Annotated in this window: 14 protein-coding genes; 6 read left to right on the top strand and 8 right to left on the bottom strand. The window is 59.3% G+C overall.

Annotated features, from left to right (window positions below; all coding sequences use genetic code 11):
• Nucleotides 1–450: 450 nt before the first annotated feature.
• A complete protein-coding gene (locus AB4Z23_RS23720) occupies nt 451–2,262 on the top strand; it encodes an IlvD/Edd family dehydratase (protein WP_003510695.1) in 1,812 nt (603 codons plus the stop codon).
• Nucleotides 2,263–2,532: 270 nt separating this feature from the next.
• Here AB4Z23_RS23720 and AB4Z23_RS23725 read toward each other — a convergent pair whose 3' ends face one another.
• From AB4Z23_RS23725 to AB4Z23_RS23755, 7 genes are all read right to left on the bottom strand, one after another.
• Nucleotides 2,533–2,727 carry a hypothetical protein gene (locus AB4Z23_RS23725; RefSeq protein WP_013761494.1) on the bottom strand — a complete coding sequence of 65 codons (195 nt, stop codon included), beginning with the start codon at nt 2,725–2,727 and terminating at the stop codon, nt 2,533–2,535.
• A gap of 158 nt (nt 2,728–2,885) precedes the next feature.
• Nucleotides 2,886–4,004: a pyridoxal-phosphate-dependent aminotransferase family protein gene (locus AB4Z23_RS23730; protein ID WP_441360850.1), complete on the bottom strand. Its 1,119-nt coding sequence runs from the start codon at nt 4,002–4,004 to the stop codon at nt 2,886–2,888.
• A gap of 3 nt (nt 4,005–4,007) precedes the next feature.
• A complete protein-coding gene (locus AB4Z23_RS23735; protein WP_127966221.1) occupies nt 4,008–4,793 on the bottom strand; it encodes an ABC transporter ATP-binding protein in 786 nt (261 codons plus the stop codon).
• The gene (locus AB4Z23_RS23740) at nt 4,790–5,593 is read right to left on the bottom strand and encodes an ATP-binding cassette domain-containing protein (RefSeq protein ID WP_441360851.1); all 804 of its coding nucleotides are present in this window, start codon (nt 5,591–5,593) and stop codon (nt 4,790–4,792) included. Before AB4Z23_RS23740 ends, AB4Z23_RS23735 begins: the two co-directional genes overlap by 4 nt.
• Nucleotides 5,590–6,420, bottom strand: coding sequence for an ABC transporter permease (locus AB4Z23_RS23745; protein WP_441360852.1), 831 nt, complete (start codon nt 6,418–6,420; stop codon nt 5,590–5,592). Before AB4Z23_RS23745 ends, AB4Z23_RS23740 begins: the two co-directional genes overlap by 4 nt.
• On the bottom strand, nt 6,417–7,406 hold the full coding sequence (locus AB4Z23_RS23750; RefSeq protein WP_013761489.1) for an ABC transporter permease: 990 nt from the start codon (nt 7,404–7,406) through the stop codon (nt 6,417–6,419). The genes AB4Z23_RS23745 and AB4Z23_RS23750 overlap by 4 nt, the downstream gene beginning before the upstream one ends.
• A 9-nt stretch (nt 7,407–7,415) precedes the next feature.
• The gene (locus AB4Z23_RS23755; protein ID WP_065661658.1) at nt 7,416–9,026 is read right to left on the bottom strand and encodes an ABC transporter substrate-binding protein; all 1,611 of its coding nucleotides are present in this window, start codon (nt 9,024–9,026) and stop codon (nt 7,416–7,418) included.
• 375 nt (nt 9,027–9,401) lie between these two features.
• Here AB4Z23_RS23755 and AB4Z23_RS23760 point away from each other — a divergent pair, with 375 nt between their 5' ends.
• On the top strand, nt 9,402–12,110 hold the full coding sequence (locus tag AB4Z23_RS23760) for a DNA translocase FtsK (RefSeq protein WP_441360853.1): 2,709 nt from the start codon (nt 9,402–9,404) through the stop codon (nt 12,108–12,110).
• A 91-nt stretch (nt 12,111–12,201) separates the two neighbouring features.
• Entirely contained in the window at nt 12,202–13,278 is a 1,077-nt protein-coding gene (locus tag AB4Z23_RS23765; protein ID WP_441360854.1) for an Ldh family oxidoreductase, read from the top strand.
• Between the two features lie 44 nt (nt 13,279–13,322).
• Here AB4Z23_RS23765 and AB4Z23_RS23770 read toward each other — a convergent pair whose 3' ends face one another.
• Nucleotides 13,323–15,317: a putative bifunctional diguanylate cyclase/phosphodiesterase gene (locus AB4Z23_RS23770; protein ID WP_013761485.1), complete on the bottom strand. Its 1,995-nt coding sequence runs from the start codon at nt 15,315–15,317 to the stop codon at nt 13,323–13,325.
• 316 nt (nt 15,318–15,633) lie between these two features.
• On the opposite strand from AB4Z23_RS23770, the gene AB4Z23_RS23775 reads away from it, so the two are divergent.
• From AB4Z23_RS23775 to AB4Z23_RS23785, 3 genes are all read left to right on the top strand, one after another.
• Nucleotides 15,634–16,680: a class I SAM-dependent methyltransferase gene (locus AB4Z23_RS23775; protein ID WP_013761484.1), complete on the top strand. Its 1,047-nt coding sequence runs from the start codon at nt 15,634–15,636 to the stop codon at nt 16,678–16,680.
• Between the two features lie 143 nt (nt 16,681–16,823).
• On the top strand, nt 16,824–17,648 hold the full coding sequence (locus AB4Z23_RS23780) for a bifunctional allantoicase/(S)-ureidoglycine aminohydrolase (RefSeq protein WP_065659479.1): 825 nt from the start codon (nt 16,824–16,826) through the stop codon (nt 17,646–17,648).
• A gap of 174 nt (nt 17,649–17,822) precedes the next feature.
• A complete protein-coding gene (locus AB4Z23_RS23785) occupies nt 17,823–19,328 on the top strand; it encodes a sensor domain-containing diguanylate cyclase (protein ID WP_112674603.1) in 1,506 nt (501 codons plus the stop codon).
• Nucleotides 19,329–19,437: the final 109 nt, after the last annotated feature.

The raw sequence follows: 19,437 nt of genomic DNA on the forward strand, positions 1-19,437 counted from the left end.
GTTTTTTAGCGGATCTCCAATTCGCGTCATGCCGATTTTATGGAGGTGCAGCATTAAATTATTAGAAATCAATGGTTTATTGCGTGTGTTCTAATTTCTGCGCCGTGCAAAACTCGCCCGCAATATAGTCTGATCCGGCTTGACAGGCCGCGCCGCTATCTAATAGTAATACAAATAAGCAAGTCAGGTCGTGACGGAATGTGGGGCCTCGGGTCAGTTACAATCCGGCAAGGCAGGGAGGGAAGAGGCCATTGCGCAACGTCGGTATGGTCGTAAACACCGAAAAATATTCGGCTAAAGCTGAAGAACGGCTCCAGGTCACTCGTCTGGCGCTCGTCTGTCGGTTATGCGTGCTTMCGAGAAGCTGATTCCATTTTCCTTGCGCACAACATAAGCTTGTCGCATTTCGTAATATTTTACCGTTGGCCACTTCCGGCTGGAGACCGCATCATGACCAAATCCGACAATCTGCCCGCAACCCAAGGCAAGCTTCGTTCGCGCGCGTGGTTCGATAACCCCGCAAACGCTGATATGACCGCGCTTTATCTCGAGCGTTACATGAACTTCGGTCTCAGCCAGGCCGAGCTTCAGTCCGATCGCCCTATCATCGGCATCGCGCAGACCGGCTCGGACCTTTCGCCCTGCAATCGCCACCATCTGGAGCTGGCGCATCGCCTGCGCGAAGGCATTCGTGAAGCGGGCGGCATTGCCATTGAATTTCCGGTGCATCCGATCCAGGAAACCGGCAAGCGCCCGACGGCGGGTCTCGATCGCAACCTCGCCTATCTCGGCCTCGTGGAAGTGCTTTACGGCTATCCGCTCGACGGCGTTGTTCTGACCATCGGCTGCGACAAGACCACGCCTGCCTGTCTTATGGCGGCGGCCACCGTCAACATTCCGGCCATCGCCCTTTCCGTCGGCCCCATGCTGAACGGCTGGTTCCGTGGCGAGCGCACCGGTTCCGGCACCATCGTCTGGAAAGCGCGTGAACTGCTGGCCAAGGGCGAGATCGATTATCARGGCTTCGTCAAGCTCGTCGCTTCTTCCGCACCTTCCACCGGCTATTGCAACACCATGGGCACGGCGACGACGATGAACTCGCTTGCCGAAGCACTCGGCATGCAGCTGCCCGGCTCGGCCGCYATTCCGGCSCCTTACCGCGACCGTCAGGAAATCTCCTATCTCACCGGCCTTCGCATCGTCGAAATGGTCAAGGAAGACCTTAAGCCTTCCGACATCATGACCAAGGATGCCTTCATCAACGCCATCCGCGTCAACTCGGCCATCGGTGGCTCCACCAACGCGCCGATCCATCTGAACGGCCTTGCACGCCATGTCGGCGTTGAACTTACGGTCGATGACTGGCAGACCTACGGTGAAGACGTGCCGCTGCTCGTCAACCTGCAGCCGGCCGGTGAATATCTCGGCGAGGATTATTACCATGCCGGCGGCGTTCCGGCTGTCGTCAACCAGCTGATGACCCAGGGGCTCATCATGGAAGACGCCATGACCGTGAATGGCAAAACCATCGGCGACAATTGCCGTGGTGCCATCATCGAAGACGAAAAGGTCATCCGTCCCTATGACCAGCCGCTCAAGGAGCGSGCCGGTTTCCGTGTTCTGCGCGGCAAYCTGTTCTCCTCTGCCATCATGAAGACGAGCGTGATCTCGGAAGAATTCCGCAAGCGTTATCTCTCCAACCCGAACGACCCGGAAGCCTTCGAAGGCCGTGCCGTGGTGTTCGACGGTCCGGAAGATTACCATCACCGCATCGACGATCCATCGCTGAAGATCGACGCCAACACCGTTCTCTTTATGCGCGGTGCCGGTCCGATCGGTTATCCGGGTGCGGCAGAAGTGGTGAACATGCGTGCGCCTGACTATCTCTTGAAGGAAGGCGTCAACTCGCTGCCCTGCATCGGTGACGGCCGCCAGTCCGGCACGTCTGGCAGCCCGTCCATCCTCAACGCTTCTCCGGAAGCAGCGGCAGGCGGTGGTCTGGCCATCTTGCAGACGGGTGACCGCGTTCGTATCGATGTGGGTCGTGGCAAGGCCGACATCCTTATTTCCGGCGAGGAACTGGCCAAGCGTTACGAAACGCTCTCCGCCGAGGGCGGCTTCAAGTACCCCGATCACCAGACGCCATGGCAGGAAATCCAGCGCGGCATCGTCAGCCAGATGGAAACCGGCGCGGTTCTGGAACCGGCCGTGAAGTATCAGCGCATTGCCCAGACCAAGGGTCTGCCGCGCGACAACCACTAAGGCAGGGYCGTTTACGGCTCTTTGATGGAAAGGGCTTTGCCCTTTCCATCGTCATGCCCGGGCTTTGTCCAGAGCATCTGCAGATATTTGATTCTTCGAGATTTTGTAAATCCTCGGGTTAAGCCCGAGGATGACGTCGCATATGTTTAAAGTGTACGTCACGGATCGACTGTTTCACCGTGTYTGAGGCTACGCTGAACACATTTCGGCTCAAGGYCGCAGGACGGGAAAACGACGTTTCAACCGCCCCGTCAGCCTGCGCTTAAAAAMTTAAATCACAGGATAAAGGGACCAGAAGAACAGTTCGTATTCCTGATCACGGTCGTCATCGTTGGACTGGTCGTCCGGTCTGCGTGGCGTCCTGTCCTGCAAATCCTTCTCGACCCGCTCGTTTATGGCGGGCGTTCTTCGGCCGATGCCAAAGAGGTCAAAGGAGAGCATGTTGAACCCTGCTACCATGGCCATTTCCCTTCTTCACGCGAGTTAACAGTGCGTTAAGTTTCGCGCGTTGCCATGATTTCGTCAAGATTGGCCAAGGAATTTGTCTACCATTTTTAACAACAATGGCGTGACTGACGTTCCGCCAGCACCCGATTTCGCGCAACGAACGTTTATCGGCGCTGTTAGAGACCCTTCGAGGAGGTGCCGGAATAGCTCTTTTCGGCCGCGTCCAGCGCGGAATCGGTATCTGCGGCATGGCCGAGGCTTCTCAGGGCGCTTGAAACAGCGGTTATATTGGCTTGCACCGAATCCGGGTTGGCGCGCCGGCCGGTGTGATTRAGCCTTATCAGCCGTTCCGCACCGGGACCGACACCGCCCGAGACATCCGCACCTTGCTCCCTKGACGCAGCCGCCAGAAATGCGCCGGYATCCACCGTGTCCGGCAAGATCGCTGTCGAAACCAGAGCAGACGCGTCAGTCTCCTCCACCCACGTCGGTATACCAAGGGCCCTGATGCCGTTACGAGTGGCTGTCGCCGCTCGTTCGTGGCGTTCATTGGCGGATGCCAGACCCTCTGCCTCTATCCGGTCGAGCGCCGCCTCCAGCGCATAGAATTCCAGCGGCGCAGGTGTTCCAGGGAGCGCGCCGCGGCCGGTATCGAGCCAGAGTTTCTTCTGGTCGAGAAGTGAAAGCATGGAGTTCTCAGGTGCATTTCCATGTGAAAGAAGTTTCCAGGCACTTTCGCTGACGGAGATGGCGGATAAGCCCGCCGGKCCTGCCAGCGCCTTTTGCGGGCCGATGACYGCAATATCTATGCCGAGCTGGTCAACCTCGAAGGCATGGCCGCCGATGGAAGCGACGGCATCGACGACCGTGACGATGCCTCTGTCTTTGGCGAGCGCGGCAATGGCGGGCAGGGGGTTGAGAATGCCGCTTGCGGATTCCGCGTGCACGATAGCGAGAAGATCAAAACCTGGCCCTTCGTCCAACGCTCTCTCGACCTCGTGAAGTGATATCGGCTTTGCCGGAGCGGTGGTCAGGTTGCGAACCGTTGCGCCGCCACGCTCCAGCCAGCCCCCAAACCACGCGCCATAGGGACTAGTGACGATATTGAGCGCTCTCAGACCAGGCCGCGCGAGGCTGGTGGCCGCAGCTTCAAGCGCAAGCACTGCTTCCGCCTGTACCAGAAGCACATCGTTATTCGTGCCCATCAGCGCCGCCAGCCGGTCGGCGAGAGCGGCGTAACGGTCTGCTGGAAAGGCGGGCGGGTCGAGCAGCAATGCGTAATCCGGGGGGGGCATGTCTTATCCTTGCGTGGTGGTGGTCAGGCGCGGCGCAGCCTCGATCAGGGTTCTGGCRGTCGAGGATTGCGGCGTGGAAACGATGTTTGCTGTCCTGCCGATCTCGACGATCCGACCCGCCTCCATGATGGCGACGCGGTGGCAGACGGCGCGGATGACCGCGAGGTCGTGGGAAACGAAAATACAGGCGACGGCCGTCTCTCGCTGTATTTCGACCAGCAGTTCGAGAATTTGCCTGCGTACGGAGACATCGAGCGCTGAAACGGCCTCGTCCAGAATGAGAAGGGATGGTTTGAGCGCGATGGCTCTGGCAATTGCCACGCGCTGCCGCTGGCCGCCGGAAAGCTCGAACACCGAGCGGTCAGTATAGCTGGCGGGCAGCCCGACTCGCTCGAGAAGGCGGCGGATTTCTGCCGGGCGTTCGCGTCGTTCGACGATGCGATGAATACGCAGCGGTTCGCCTATGGCATCCTCGACGCTGGCGCGCGGGTTGAACGCGCCATGCGTATCCTGAAACACCATCTGCATATGCCGCCGCGCCGCGCGCAGTTCGCCGCCATCAAGCGCCAGCCAGTCGCGAGTTTCAAAACGGACCGTGCCTTCGTCGGCCGGGATCAGCCGCATCAGGATGCGTGCCAGTGTCGATTTTCCGCAACCGGAGGGGCCGGCAAGCCCAAGCGTCTCGCCGGGCTGAAGCGAAAAGGATATATCGGACAGTGCTTCCACCGTGCGTGCGCCGGTCCGGTAGGTTTTCGAGAGGTTTTCGACGCTCAGAAGGGCTTCGTTCATGATGCGGCCTCATTGATCAGAGGCGGTGTCGAAAGGTCGAGATAGTCGGAGAGCAGTGCGCGCGTATAGTCGTGCGCAGGCGCGGMTAACACCCGCCTGGTGGTGCCGTGCTCCACCAGSCGTCCGGCATGCAGAACGGCGATCTCGTCGGCAAGGCCGGAAGCAAGACCAATATCATGGGTGATGAAGACCAGCGTTCTTTCTTCTTCACGCACCAGCCCATCCAGCAGTGCGGCAATGGCGGCCTGGCTTACCGTGTCSAGCGCGCTTGTCGCCTCGTCGGCGATCAGGATTGCGGGGTGCGCGGCAATGGCGGCTGCAATCGCCACACGCTGTCTTTGCCCGCCGGAAAGCTGGTGCGGATAGGCGCCGAGGAGACGGGTGGGATGCGGCAAACGCACCCGTTCCAGAAGRTCGCGGGCAAGATCTCGTGCCTGCTTCCATGAAAGGCCCAGATGCCGCACAGCGCCTTCCGCCACCTGTTCACCGATGGTGAGAACCGGGTTCAGCGTCGCACCGGTATCCTGRAAAATATAGCCGATATCGCGRCCCGGCTGCGGCCTGTCTGTGAAAAGACCGCTGTCGCGGCTCCAGGAAATATCGCCGGAAACCCGTGCGCTCACAGGCAGAAGCCCGGCAATYGCCTTGGCGAGCGTCGATTTGCCMGAACCGCTTTCGCCGATGATCGCCARCCTTTGTCCCTGCCGGATYGTCAGCGAAATATCCTGCAGCGCCGGTCCGTCGCCGGCCGCATAGCGGACGCTGAGATCGTCGATCCTGCAGAGTGCATTGCCGCTCATGGCGTTTCTTTCCTCGTCGCCATCGCTTTGTTGATTCCCTCCGCGAGAAGATAAACGCCGAGAACCGTGACCAGAAGACCGATGCCGGGGATGACGGAGAGAAACGCCGCCGAGCGCAGGACGTTGCGTCCTTCCGCGATCATCGAACCCCATGTGACGATATTCGGATCGCCAAGGCCGAGGAAGGACAATGCCGCCTCGGTGAGGATGGCGGCGGCGACGATGATGGCGGCGAGCGCCAGAACCGGCGGCAGCGCATTGGGAAGTATTTGCCGAAACGCGATCTCCAGCGGATGCATCCCGATGGCGCGGGCGGACTGCACGTAATCCCGCTCGCGGATACTCAACACCTGCGCCCGCATCAACCGCGCTGGATCCGCCCAGGCGCCAAGTGCAATCGCAAGGATGACGATGGGCATGGATGGACCGATGGTGCTGACGAAGGCGAGCGCCAGAAGGAAATTCGGCACGATCTGGAAGGCGTCGGTAACACGCATCAGCGCCTCATCCACSAGGCCACCGGCAAATCCGGCAATTGTGCCGACGACGGTGCCGATCATGAGGGCGGCAGCGGCAGCGCCGATGCCGACGAGCAGGGATGCCTGCGCACCGTGGGCAAGTCCCGCCAGTACATCGCGGCCCAACCGGTCGGTGCCGAGGGGGGAGGCGGCGTCGGAGAAGGGCGCGATGAGCGGCTCACCGACGATCGACAGCGGGTCACCGGGAAACAGRAGGGGAGCGGCGAGCGCYGTCACAGCTAGCAGTGTCAGGATGATGGCACCTGCCRCACCTTCGAAACTGCGCAGGAGCCGGAGGGTGAAACTCATGTCTGTTGCTCCCCGCTGCCGATGCGCGGATCGAACACGGCATAGAGAATATCAACGACGAGATTGATMAGGATAACGAAAACGGCGCTTGTCAGAATAATGCCCATCAAGAGCGGTGTGTCGCGGCCGCTGACGGCTTCCTGYGCAAGCCGGCCAAAACCGGGAATGGCAAAAACGCTCTCGATCACCACGCTGCCGCCGAGCATGGTTGCCGCTTGCAGGCCAAGCACGGTGACGAGGGGCAGTGCGGCGTTGCGTGCGACATGGCGCAGCACGATCCGCCGTCTCGAAAGCCCCTTGGCCTTGGCGAAGAGCACGAAATCCAGCGGCCAGACCGCCGCCATGGCAGTACGCATGACGCGCAGGAAAAGCGCCAGATAGATCAGCCCGAGACTGGCGACCGGCAGGACAAGATGGCGGGCAATATCGAGCGCCCGTACAAATCCCTGTTTTCCGGATGCGATGGTTTCGATGCCGGATGTTGGCAGCCACCTCAGTTGCACGGCAAAGACGATGGCGAGCACAAGGCCGAGCCAGAAGCCCGGCGTGGCGTAAAGCGCCAGCGACAGGGCCGAGAGTACCCGGTCGGTCAACCCGCCGGGACGGGCGCCCGCCAGGATGCCGAGCGCGGTGCCGATGATGAAAGCAAGTGCGGTGGCACTACCCATCAGGAGCAGCGTGTTCGGCAGCCGTTCGAGGATTAGCCCCAGCACCGGTCGGTCAAACGCAAGCGACCAGCCGAAATCAAGTCGCAGCACCGAGCTGGCGTAAAGCCAGAAGCGGGCTAACACCGAACCGTTCAGACCATATTGCTCGCGCAGGGCGTCCCGCAGTCCGGCGTCGCCGCCGCCGATGGAGACGAGATAGGCGTCAACCGCGTCACCGGATGCGTTTTCAAGCAGCACGAAGGTGAAGACCAGAACGATCAGCAGCACTGGAATGGCGCTGATCACCCTTCGCCGTAGCAATGTCGCCGCGCGCCTCACGGCGCTTCCTCAGGTGCCGACCACCGTATCCGCCCAGTTGGAAACGGCCCAGCGTGGATTGCTCGCGACGTGTTTGACAGTATCGCGCGCAACCGTGATGAAACCCCATTCGGCGACATTGATCAGCGGCAGATCGGCGGCGACCTGCTTCTGGAAATCCTTGTAGAGTACCGTGCGGGCTGCCGTATCCACGGTTTCCGCCGCCTTGTCGATCAGTGCATCGAGCGCCTTGTTCTCATAGCCTCCCTGATTGGAGAAGCCGACGCCGGCTGGAATGCCGGAGCGCACGAGAATGGTGGTGGAGATCGCCGGATCGCCACGGAAGACCGGCGGCGCGATGGCGAGATCGAAGGCATGGTCGGTATAGACGGCCTTCTGGTGCGCGGCGGCATCATTGTTGACCAGCTCAGCATCGATGCCGATTTCCTGTAGCGCCTGGCGAAGATAGGAACCGAATTGCTTGGTTTCATTGAAGTAAGGCGCCGGCAGAAGCTTCAGTGAAAATCGCGTTCCGTTCGCTCCGCGTGCATAACCCGCCTCGTCCAGCAGGGCGTTCGCCTTGGCGACGTCGAAATCGTATGTTTCAACGTCTCCCGTGTAAAACTGGGGTGCATTTTTCGGTACGGGGCCGGTCGATGCTGTGGCGTAACCGAGGAAGACCTTGTCGATGACGAATTTCTTGTCGATGGCGTGGGCGATCGCCTTCCTGACCTTGAGGTCGGTCAGCTCCTTGCGGCGGTGGTTGATCTCCACGACGAGCTGATAGGTGAGGGCTTCGTAACCCTCCGGGATGACCTTGATGCCCGGCTCCTTCGCGATGCGGGCAAGATCGGCAAGCGGCACGGCGGAAAAGGCTGCGAGGTGGATTTCTTCGGCTTCAAGCGCAGAAGCGGCGCCCGCCCGGTCGGGCAGAACGCGATAGATGATCTCATCGAGTTGCGGCTGGTTCTTGCCCCAGTAATTGGGATTGCGGGTCAGGCGGTAATATTCGCCGGGCTTATATTCCGCAAAAACGAAAGGTCCGGTGCCGACTGGTTTCGTATTGGCCGGATTGGTAGCGATATCGCTGCCTTCATAAAGGTGTTTCGGCACGACGCTGGTGACAACCGGCAAAGCGTTGCGGATGAGCTGGAAGGGTGTCGGCTTGGAGAAGCGGAAAATGGCCGTGTGGTCATCAGGCGTATCCACTTTTTCAAGATTGGCAAAGACCAGCCGCCCAAGGTTTTGCAGCGGCTTCCAAACCGAAAGTGCTGAAAAGGCCACATCTGCGGAGGTGAAGGGTTTGCCGTCATGCCAGGTCACGCCTTCGCGCAGCTTGAACGTGGCACTCAAACCGTCCTCCGATCCATGCCATTCCGTCGCAAGCCTTGGTTCCAGCCCGTCCCTGCCATTGAAGGAGGCTTCCGCCAGCGGCTCAACGATCTTGCTCGAGATATAGAACACGCCGTTGGAGGCAACGATGGCCGGATTGAGGTTCTTCGGCTCCGAATCGGCCGCAACGATCAACCGCCCACCGGGCTTTGACTGCTGCGCGGCGGCAATGCCCGCAAGTCCGGTGGTTGCGGCAAGAAGGAGCGAGGTCTTGAGAAGCGAGCGGCGGGACAGGTGGACAGGCGACATGAGGTTCACTCCGGAATGAGGGCGGGCGGGCCTTTCCGCTGGGCCGCGGCCTGCCCGATCTTAAGACTGCAACCGCAGCAGTGTCCACGTTAATTCACGGGCTTTACAGCAATGATTTTACGTTGCGCGACCGCTTGCGGAAACAATATGCTTCAAGGCACCACTCCCCTTTTCTTAAGCCGCGCCCGTTGCCGTAAAACGGCGATGAAAAACTGATTTAACGCAATAAATATAGAGGCTTGGAGTGCCGATTCCTTGCTGGTGCATGTCACGTCTCACCTGTGCCTAAAGCGAAATTCTGCCTGCGTGACCCGGTTTGGAAAGGGGTAATTAACCTTTATTTTCTATTTCAGGGAGACCGAAATATGTACGTTTATGATGAGTGTGCACGCTGCCATGAGCTTCTCCCGATCCAGATTCCAGAATTCGTCCAATAGCGTAGGGGAGGGGAGCGATAAGGCTCGTCATGCCGGCGGCAAGGCCGTTGCCGGTCAGGAGCAGGCCGCGGCAATGAAGGCGGGTGTTGTGCCCCGGCCGAATGCCGATGTCAGTGCTGCCGACGCCATCGAAGGCCGCGCTGAAATGCCGGGCTGGCAGAATGCTTTCGTGCTTGGCCCGAATGTGCGTTTCACCCGCACGCCGGAAAGCGCCTTTAGCCGGCGCATGCCGGTCGAGACGCCGCATCTTGCGGAAGAGGAGGCACCCGCCGACATCCTGTCTGAAACTGCCGAGCCTGAGATGGTCGTGCAGCCGGAGGCTACTGTACAGGAGCCTGCAATTGCGACGGTCGTAAAGTCGCCGGAGCCGCGCATTCAACCGCCACGCATGCCGTTTCTGCCGCAGCCGCCGGATGCGCGGGGCGCAAGGGCGCTGACCTACAAATTGCGACTGGAGCTTGCGCGCAAACAGGCGGAAGAAGCCGCTGCAGCAGCGCTGATGCCGCCTCAGCCAGTTGATGTAGCCGCCGTCTTCGAAGCGCCGGTACCGGGAACCGATTCACCTGTTCAGCCGCTGCCCGCCGCGTCGTTTGCATCTGTCGAACAGGTTGCAACGCCGCAGGCATCCATTCCCGCCTTTGCCGCCCATCTGCCGGATGAGCTTTTCTGGGAAGTCATGACTCTCGATCTGCCGGATGACGCCGGCGAAGGCCTTCCCGCATCTGCGCGCACCGTTCTCGCAAACCCGTTGCTGACAGCGCCTGCGATTGCCCCGACGCTGGCATCCGCATCTCCGGTCGCTTCGGCWATCCGGCTTTCGGCCGTACCGCCCGTYATCAGGATTCCGGGTGGTTCAGCGATCAGGCTTTACCGCGAAATCGGCGTGCATCATCCTGCAATTCCAGYCCCAACTCAGGTCGTTGAACCAGAGRTCGCTCCGCAGCCGGTCGTGGAGACGGTCGCGGTTGCTGAGCCGCAGAGGCCTGTTGAGCAGGTTCAGCTGGCGGAAAGAGTCGTTGCCGAGCCGCGTTTCACGCCCCGCGCGCCCATCCAGGCCTCGCAGCCKATGTTCCGGGAAGCGCCGGTCTTTGCAGACGGCGAATATGAATACCCCTCCATCGATCTTCTGCARCAGGCYCGCGTCCAGCAGACCACGACCATGACGCCGGAGGCGCTCGAGCAAAGCGCCGGCCTGCTGGAAAGCGTGCTGGAGGATTTCGGCATCAAGGGCGAGATCATCGATGTGCGCCCCGGCCCAGTTGTGACGCTTTACGAATTCGAGCCCGCCCCCGGCGTGAAGTCCTCGCGCGTTATCGGCCTGTCGGACGATATCGCCCGCTCGATGTCGGCGCTCTCGGCGCGTGTCGCCGTCGTGCCCGGCCGCAATGTCATCGGTATCGAGCTTCCCAATCCGGTGCGCGAGACGGTCTATCTGCGCGAGCTTATCGAAGCGACCGATTACAGCGAGACCCGCCAGAAGCTAGCCCTTTGCCTTGGCAAGACCATTGGTGGCGAACCTGTCATCGCCGAACTGGCGAAGATGCCGCATCTGCTCGTTGCCGGTACCACCGGTTCGGGCAAGTCGGTCGCCATCAACACCATGATCCTGTCGCTGCTCTACCGGTTGAAGCCGGAGGAATGCCGGCTGATCATGGTCGATCCCAAGATGCTCGAGCTTTCGGTCTATGACGGCATTCCGCATCTTCTGACCCCTGTCGTCACCGATCCGAAGAAGGCGGTCATGGCACTGAAATGGGCCGTACGCGAAATGGAAGACCGCTATCGCAAGATGTCGCGTCTCGGTGTGCGCAATATCGACGGTTACAACGCAAGGGCCGCTGCCGCCCGCGCCAAAGGGGAGACGGTGTTCTGCAACGTGCAGACCGGCTTCGACCGCGCAACCGGCGAAGCTGTCTACGAGCAGGAGGAAATGGACCTCACCGCCATGCCCTATATCGTCGTCATCGTCGACGAGATGGCCGACCTGATGATGGTCGCAGGCAAGGAGATCGAAGGTGCGATCCAGCGTCTTGCGCAGATGGCGCGCGCTGCCGGTATCCATCTCATCATGGCCACCCAACGCCCCTCGGTCGATGTCATCACCGGCACGATCAAGGCCAACTTCCCCACCCGCATTTCCTTCCAGGTGACCTCGAAGATCGACAGCCGCACCATCCTTGGCGAACAGGGTGCCGAACATCTGCTCGGCCAGGGCGACATGCTGCACATGATGGGTGGCGGCCGCATCTCCCGTGTCCACGGTCCGTTCGTGTCGGACGAGGAAGTGGAAAAGGTCGTGGCGCATCTGAAGACCCAAGGTCGGCCTGAATATCTCGGCACCGTTACGGAAGACGCCGACGAGGCTGACGACGAGGCGGAAGAGGAAACGGCGGTCTTCGACAAGACATCGATGGGCGACGACGATAGCGACGATCTCTATGAAAAGGCCGTTAAGGTGGTGATGCGCGACAAGAAATGCTCCACCTCCTATATCCAGCGCCGCCTGTCGATCGGATACAATCGTGCCGCCTCCCTGGTCGAGCGCATGGAGCAGGAAGGCATTGTCGGTCCCGCCAACCATGTCGGCAAGCGCGCCATCATCGCCGGTGAGCGCGACACATACGAGGCGATTGGCGGCGACGACTGATTGATCCATTCGGGGCGCGATATTCGATTGCAAAAACGCGCCCCGTGAYTAGCTTGTGCGGCATGGATTCTGGAATCGGGAGGTTCCCCTGATGTCGCACRGCAATGAAAATATCACYGTCCTCGCAAGGCTGGATGAAATGGAGCGGTTTTGCCGTTCCGTTTTCCTGGCTGTCGGCACCGATGATGAAACCGCCGATGCGGCGACCCGCGCCATGATGCATGGCACACGGCTGGGCGTAGACAGCCACGGCGTTCGGCTTCTTGCTCACTACATCGCAGGACTTGAAGGCGGGCGTCTCAATCCGCGGCCGCAGATCAGCCGCGTGTCCGGCTTCGGCGCAGTGGAGACGATCGATGCCGACCATGCTCATGGCGCCCGCGCTACCTATGCGGCCATGGACAGCGCCATGGCGCTTGCTGGGAAATTCGGCATCGGCGCCGTTGCGATCAGGAATTCCTCTCATTTCGGCCCGGCCGGCGCTTACGTGCTGGAGGCGGCGCGGCAGGGGTATATCGGCATTGCCTTTTGCAACTCCGACAGTTTCGTGCGCCTGCATGACGGCGCGATGCGTTTCCACGGCACCAACCCCATTGCAGTCGGCGTGCCGGCAGCCGATGACATGCCCTGGCTTCTGGACATGGCCACCAGCGCCGTGCCCTATAACCGGGTTCTGCTTTACCGCAGCCTGGAACAGCAATTGCCGGAAGGAGTTGCGTCTGATGGCGACGGTATCGACACGCAGAACCCCAATGCCGTTGAAATGCTGGCTCCGCTGGGCGGTGCCTTTGGTTTCAAGGGAGCGGCGCTTGCGGGAATGGTGGAAATCTTTAGCGCCGTTCTCAGCGGCATGAAGCTCAGTTTCGATATCGCCCCAATGTCGGGGCCAGATTTTTCCAAGCCGCGCGGGCTTGGGGCCTTCGTCCTGGCGTTGAAGCCGGAAGCCTTTCTTGAACGCGAAGTGTTCGACGAGGGCATGAAACGCTATCTCGAGGTACTGCGGGGATCGCCAGCGCGGGAGGACTGCAAGGTCATGGCGCCGGGCGATCGGGAATGGGCGGTAGCGGCAAAGCGGGAGAGGGAAGGCGCACCTGTCGATCCCGTCACGCGTGCTGCGTTTTCGGAACTTGCGGCAAAATTCTCGATCATTCCGCCCGCATATCACTAAGAGGGGGCGTGTCGGTGACGGCGCTTGCCGCCGCCATCGCATCGTCAGGCGGGGCGCTGTAGCATTTTGGGCTGCGGGTAGGGGGTAGTCGCCACGTTCAGCCTTTCGGCGACGACCGGGCGTCCGATATAATAACCCTGCGCATAATCGATCTCTAGCTGGCGCACGAGCCTCAGCTGCTCTTCCGTCTCCACGCCTTCGATCAGGATCTTGTGGCCGCGATTGCGGATGAGACGGATCATGTCCTGCAACATCGCCCGGCCGCGGGGTGTCTTGCTGTCATGCAGGAAGGAGCGGTCAATCTTYACGGTATCRAAATCCGTCATCCGCAGCCAGGAAAGGCCCGCAAATCCGGTTCCGAAATCATCCAGCCATATATTGATGCCGAGCGTCTTCAGATCGTTCAGACAGCGTAATACATCCGAATGCATCTCCATATCCAGACCCTCGGTGATCTCGAAGGCCAGCCTGCCGCCGGCAATCCCCGCCTCAACGAGGATCGCTGCGACCGAAGTGGCAAAACCAGGGTTCTTCAGCTGCATCGGCGATACGTTGACGCTGACCACCGATACCTTGTCATCGGCCAGTATCTGCCGGCAGGCGGTCTTTATGGTCCAGAGACCGAGCTCCATTATCGTGCCGGTGCGTTCGGCAATCGGGATAAAGGTGCCGGGCGAAACGGAGCCACCGTCGAGCAGGCGAAGCCGCATCAACGCTTCGGCTCCCGCCGTCTCGTTGGTCGATATGTTGAGGATCGGCTGATAGACGAGAGAAACGAGGTTTTCCGCGACAGCGATTTTCAGAAGTGCGGCGATATTTTCGGTTTCGTCGCTGGTCTGCGGATCGTCCGGATCGAACAGCTTCATGCAATTGCGGCCATTGGCCTTGGCRATATAAAGCGCCCGGTCGGCCTCGTTGATGATCTTTTCGAGCTTGCCATCCGGATTGGGACGGGTGAAAGACGCGCCAATGCTGACGGTGACGATGAAGGTTCCGTCCCGGCGCTGRTCGTGCGAAAGCGACAGGTCTTCGACGGTGTGGCGGATGGTTTCGGCAAGCTCGCCCACCTGCTGTCTGGACTTGAACGGAGCGAGTACGATGAACTCCTCACCGCCATAACGGCCGATGGAGGCGCCATGGTCGATGATCGCGTCCTGCAGGGCGTTGCCCACTGTCACGAGGCACTTGTCGCCTTCCTGGTGGCCGTAGCGATCATTGTATTTCTTGAAGAAATCCACGTCGATCAGAAAGACGGCGAAACCTTCCCCCTTCTTGCTCCAATTGTCCCACAACAGGCGCAGATGCTGGTCGATGGCGCGGCGGTTCTGCAGGCCTGTCAGGGAATCGGTATTTGAAAGCCGCAACAGCGCCTGCCCGCGCTCGTCCGCCGCTTTCTGCTGGGCCTTGGCTTCCAGTGCGTTGAGAAAGACGTGGTAGCGTTCCCGGTTCAGGTTCCAGTTCACGTAAGAGGTGAAGACGAAGCAGGAGATATAGAAGGTGCCGAAAGCGAGCTTGTAGAACGCATCTTCGGGAAACTGCGTCGCCGCCAGAAAGTAGGTGACAAGAATGATGCCCGATGACACGAGCGAAAGATGGAARCGGAAGGTGAAAAACAGATTGGCGCCCATCATGAAGATCGCCCCGAAAACCATGTAATAGGACATGTTTTCGAGATTGTCGGTCAAGAGCGAGGGCACAAGCCAGCCAATATAGCCCATGACGAGCGCAGTGGCGCAGGTGAGGTCAAGTGCGGCGGTGCTCGCGCCCATGCGCAATTGAATTTCGAGCGTCAGCAGGGACGTCAGGACGACGATAACTCTTGCGATTATGGTGTAAAAGGCGACGTCGGGCACCAGAATGATGTCGGTAATGGCAAATAGCAGATAGATGAAAACAGCCGTCCACAGGCCCCGCCTGATCGAACCCCGGCGGCTACGCTCACCTTCCTGCTGGTAAAGGGCAAGAAGTTCATCAGAAAACCGGGCGTCCGGCCGCCGATATTCTTGCTGTCCACTCACCTCGCCTAACGTGTGCTTCATGCACTTTCCCATAGTGTTGCGTATACTTTATCAAGTAACTGCTTATTCGACCTTTGCGTGTACTTTCACGCTAAGCGCGATTTCCTGCCGATTTCTCTCCATGCGGGCGGAAACATGAAAAGCAAGAGCGCATCATACGCTCGCAACATTAAGTTTCACTAAATCGCGTATCCGCTTTCTCCTCCGGTCCACGAGTGTGACCAAAAAAATACGCTAATAAACTAATGTATCCCTACACTGCTCAAAAATCGAAAGCGAGTGGCCTTCCGTCTCCCAGAAACGTATAGTTAACAATGTGTTAATACTGGAGGCTGAAGTGAGGCAGGTAAAGAAAAGAAATCTGGACGGGGCAAGTCTGATCACTCCTGATACTGTCGCAAAAGAGATTTTTGCACGGAAAACGGAAGCGTTCGATGAGCATTTCGCAGTTGCGAAAGCAGAGATCGCGATCATTCTCGAATTGGCACAACAGCAGTTCGAAAATGGTGTTTCAGCACATGAGATAATACATCGAACGGCAGGCGCACTGCATGGCCTGCGCGAAAAGCTCCACTCAAGCGTGTGGGCTGAACTAATTCCTCTGGTGCAGAATCACTCCGTGTCGGACTATTTTCTGGAAGATCCCTTCACGCGCTGGTCGTTCGAAAAGCCGCGGGGCTATTCGGGCGATGCGCAGCTTCTCGACTTCATCTACGGTCACGACAGCGTTGCCGATAAGGTGAAGAACGCAACGCCGCTTGGCGCGGCTCTCTATGATTATACGAAGGACGCCAGTTCCTCGGTCGCTGTCCGCGAGCGGCGGGATTTGCTGACCCGGTTTGTTGACGAGGCTGCGGCCCGGCATGGAAGCGAAACGGAAATCCTCACCATTGCATCGGGACATCTGCGCGAGGCGGATGCATCCGTGGCCTTGAAAGAGGGCAAGATCCGGCGCTGGGTGGCGCTTGATCAAGATCCCCTGAGTGTCGGTTCCGTTGCCCGCGATTTCAACGGCAGCTGCATCGAGGCGATTGACGGTTCGGTGCGTGACATCGTCCTGCGTTCGCACGAGCTCGGCAAATTCGATCTGGTATATGCGGCCGGTCTTTACGATTACCTGAACGACAAGGTGGCGATCAAGCTCACGCGGCGCTGCATGGAGATGCTGAAGCCCGGCGGAATGTTCCTCTTCGCCAACTTCTCCGAAGACATTGTGGTCGATGGCTACATGGAGACCTTCATGAACTGGGCGCTGCTGTTGCGTTCGAAGGCGGATATGTGGCGGATCGTCAACGCCAGCGCCGATCCCGCAAGTATCGAGGCGGAGGTATTTTTCGGCGAAAACCACAATATCGTCTATGCCACGATGCGCAAAAAGGCCTGAGTCCAACCTCGTTTCGCATGTCCGCGCGAAATAGGCCGCCTGCATTTTACCATGCGGGCGGCAAGCCCTGTGCACGCCAATAATTATTTGATTAAACGTCGCTACAGGCCTAAGAATTCGCGCGAAATGCGTTGCAGAATGGAATGGCTGAAATGAAGAAATATTATTCGGATATGGGCGGTCTGCCGGGGCAGACGGAACTGCTGTCGAGCAAGGCTGTTTTCAAGACTGCCTATGCGGTCATCCCCAAAACCGTCATGTCCGATATCGTGACGAGCGTGCTCCCGCACTGGACCGGGACGCGGGCCTGGATCATCGCCCGACCGATGACCGGTTTTGCCGAGACTTTTGCGCAATATATCGTTGAAGTGCAGCCCGGCGGCGGCAGCGAGCGGCCGGAGCCGGACGCAAGGGCGCAAGCGGCGATCTTTGTCGTTGATGGTGAAATGACCGTGGAGTTTGAGGGCGTGCAGCATGCATTGCGGACCGGCTCCTTCGCCTTCCTGCCCGCCGGCTCGCGCTGGCAGCTGCGCAATTCCGGCACGGCACCGGTCAAGTTCCACTGGGTCCGCAAGGCGTTTCAGGCGGTGGACGGGCTGGAGCCGCCGCCGGCGATCTTCACGCATGAAGATGAACACGCTCTGTCGGCGATGCCCGATACGGACGGCAAATGGGCGACCACCCGGTTTATCGATCCCGACGACGTGCGTTACGACATGCACCTCAACATCGTCAGCCTGGAGCCGGGCGCTACCATTCCTTTCATGGAAACTCATGTCATGGAGCACGGTCTTTACGTGCTGGAAGGAAAGGCGGTTTACCGGCTGAACGAGGATTGGGTGGAAGTGCAGGCGGGTGATTTCATGTGGCTGCGCGCTTTTTGCCCGCAGGCTTGCTATGCAGGMGGGCCGGGCCGTTTCCGCTACCTGCTCTACAAGGATGTGAACCGCCACGTGAAGCTCTGGTAACGGGCGGAATCTTGGCGAAACCGAGATTTATCGCGCAATCCGTTGGCTTGCGCGATAAAGGCTTGCGTTGGATCGAATATCCCTAATAAATCCAGATATGCGGTCAGTCATCGCTGTCTCGCACGATTTCGGCATTCGGCATCCGCCCTTATTATCCTGAAGAAGACTGCCCGTATGATTGAAACGATCGATACCAATATCTTCAATCTTGCCCCTGTGGCGATGTGGATCGAGGATTTCAGCGAGGTGAAAAGCCAGTTCGATATCTGGCGGGCGCAGGGCGTCGAGGATATCCGGGCGTTTTTGCTGGCAGATCTGTCGCGGGTGGCGGCGTGCTCGCAGAAAATCCGCGTCGTGCAGGTTAATGCCAAGACACTTGAACTGTTCGAAGCGCGGGACAAGGCGCATCTGATCGATAATCTGTACCGGATTTTCCGCGATGACATGCTTGAAAGCCATGTGAACGAGCTTTCCGAGCTTTGGGCTGGAAAAACCGAATTCATCAGCAACGCCGTCAATTACTCGATTGGCGGAAAGCGGCTGGATATCCAGCTGCGCGGTGCGGTCATACCCGGCTACGAACAGACACTCGGGCGGTTGCTGCTGACCACAGAGGATGTGACGGAACGTGAGGAGGCTCGCCGCAAGGAGCTTTTCAACCGCCGTTATGCTGAAGGCATGTTCCAACATTCGCCCGTTTCCCTSTGGGTGGAGGATTTCAGCCGGGTTCGGCGTCTGATCGAGGAGGTCAGGGAACGCGGCATCATCGACTTCCGGGTGTTCATGGATGTGCATCCCGAATTCGTGCGCCAATGTATGAGCGAAATCCGCGTGATCGACGTCAACCGGGCGACACTGGACCTGTTTTGTGCACCGGACCGTCAGGTTCTGTTGCAGCGGCTTGGCGATATTTTCCGKGGTGAAATGGAAAAGCCCTTCCGCGAACAGCTGATGGAGCTGTGGAACGGCAATCTYAACCATCATCGCGAAGTGGTGAACTACGCGCTGGATGGTTCAGAGCGGCACGTGCTGCTGCATTTCTCCGTTTTTCCGGGCCACGAACGCGACTGGTCACTGGTGCAGGTGGCGCTGACTGATATTACGGCGCGGAAAAAGGCGGAAGCCTATCTCGAATATCTCGGCAAGCACGATGTGCTGACCAAGCTGCACAATCGCGCCTTCTATTCGGACGAAATGAACAGGCTGGAACGCAGCACGATCCGGCCCGTTTCGGCCATCGTCATCGATCTCAATGGCCTCAAGGACGCCAATGACAAGCTCGGGCACGACGCAGGCGACGCGCTGTTGCGGCGCCTTGGCGAAGTCCTGAACGGTGTCGTTACCGCGCCGAACCATGCTGCGCGCATTGGCGGTGATGAATTCGCCATCCTTTTGCCCGGCGCAGACAAGCAGATCGCCGCGGCGATGGTGGATACSATTTACGAACTGCTGAAGATCAACAACCAGTTCTACTCCAATGCGCCGCTTAGTCTTTCGCTGGGCGTGGCAACCAGCGARGCCGGMGAGACRATGGAATCGCTGGTGCGCCGTGCCGACATGCATATGTACGAGCAGAAAAACGCCTATTACGCCGCGATGCGCAACAGGTCTGCCGACAACAGCGATACAACGAAGGCCTCCCCGCAACCGGAAGCCAGCTCACTGAAGCGCCTTCTCTAGCTACAGGCATCTCGTTGGTGCCTTGCCTCACTGAGGATTTCCAACGCTCTGCGGGACCATGGCCGCCTATTTTTTAGCCTTTAGGCRCCATYGTCCTGGTCAAATTTGA

The sequence above is a fragment of the Agrobacterium sp. MCAB5 genome (genome assembly GCF_052114365.1).
GTDB lineage: Bacteria > Pseudomonadota > Alphaproteobacteria > Rhizobiales > Rhizobiaceae > Agrobacterium > Agrobacterium tumefaciens.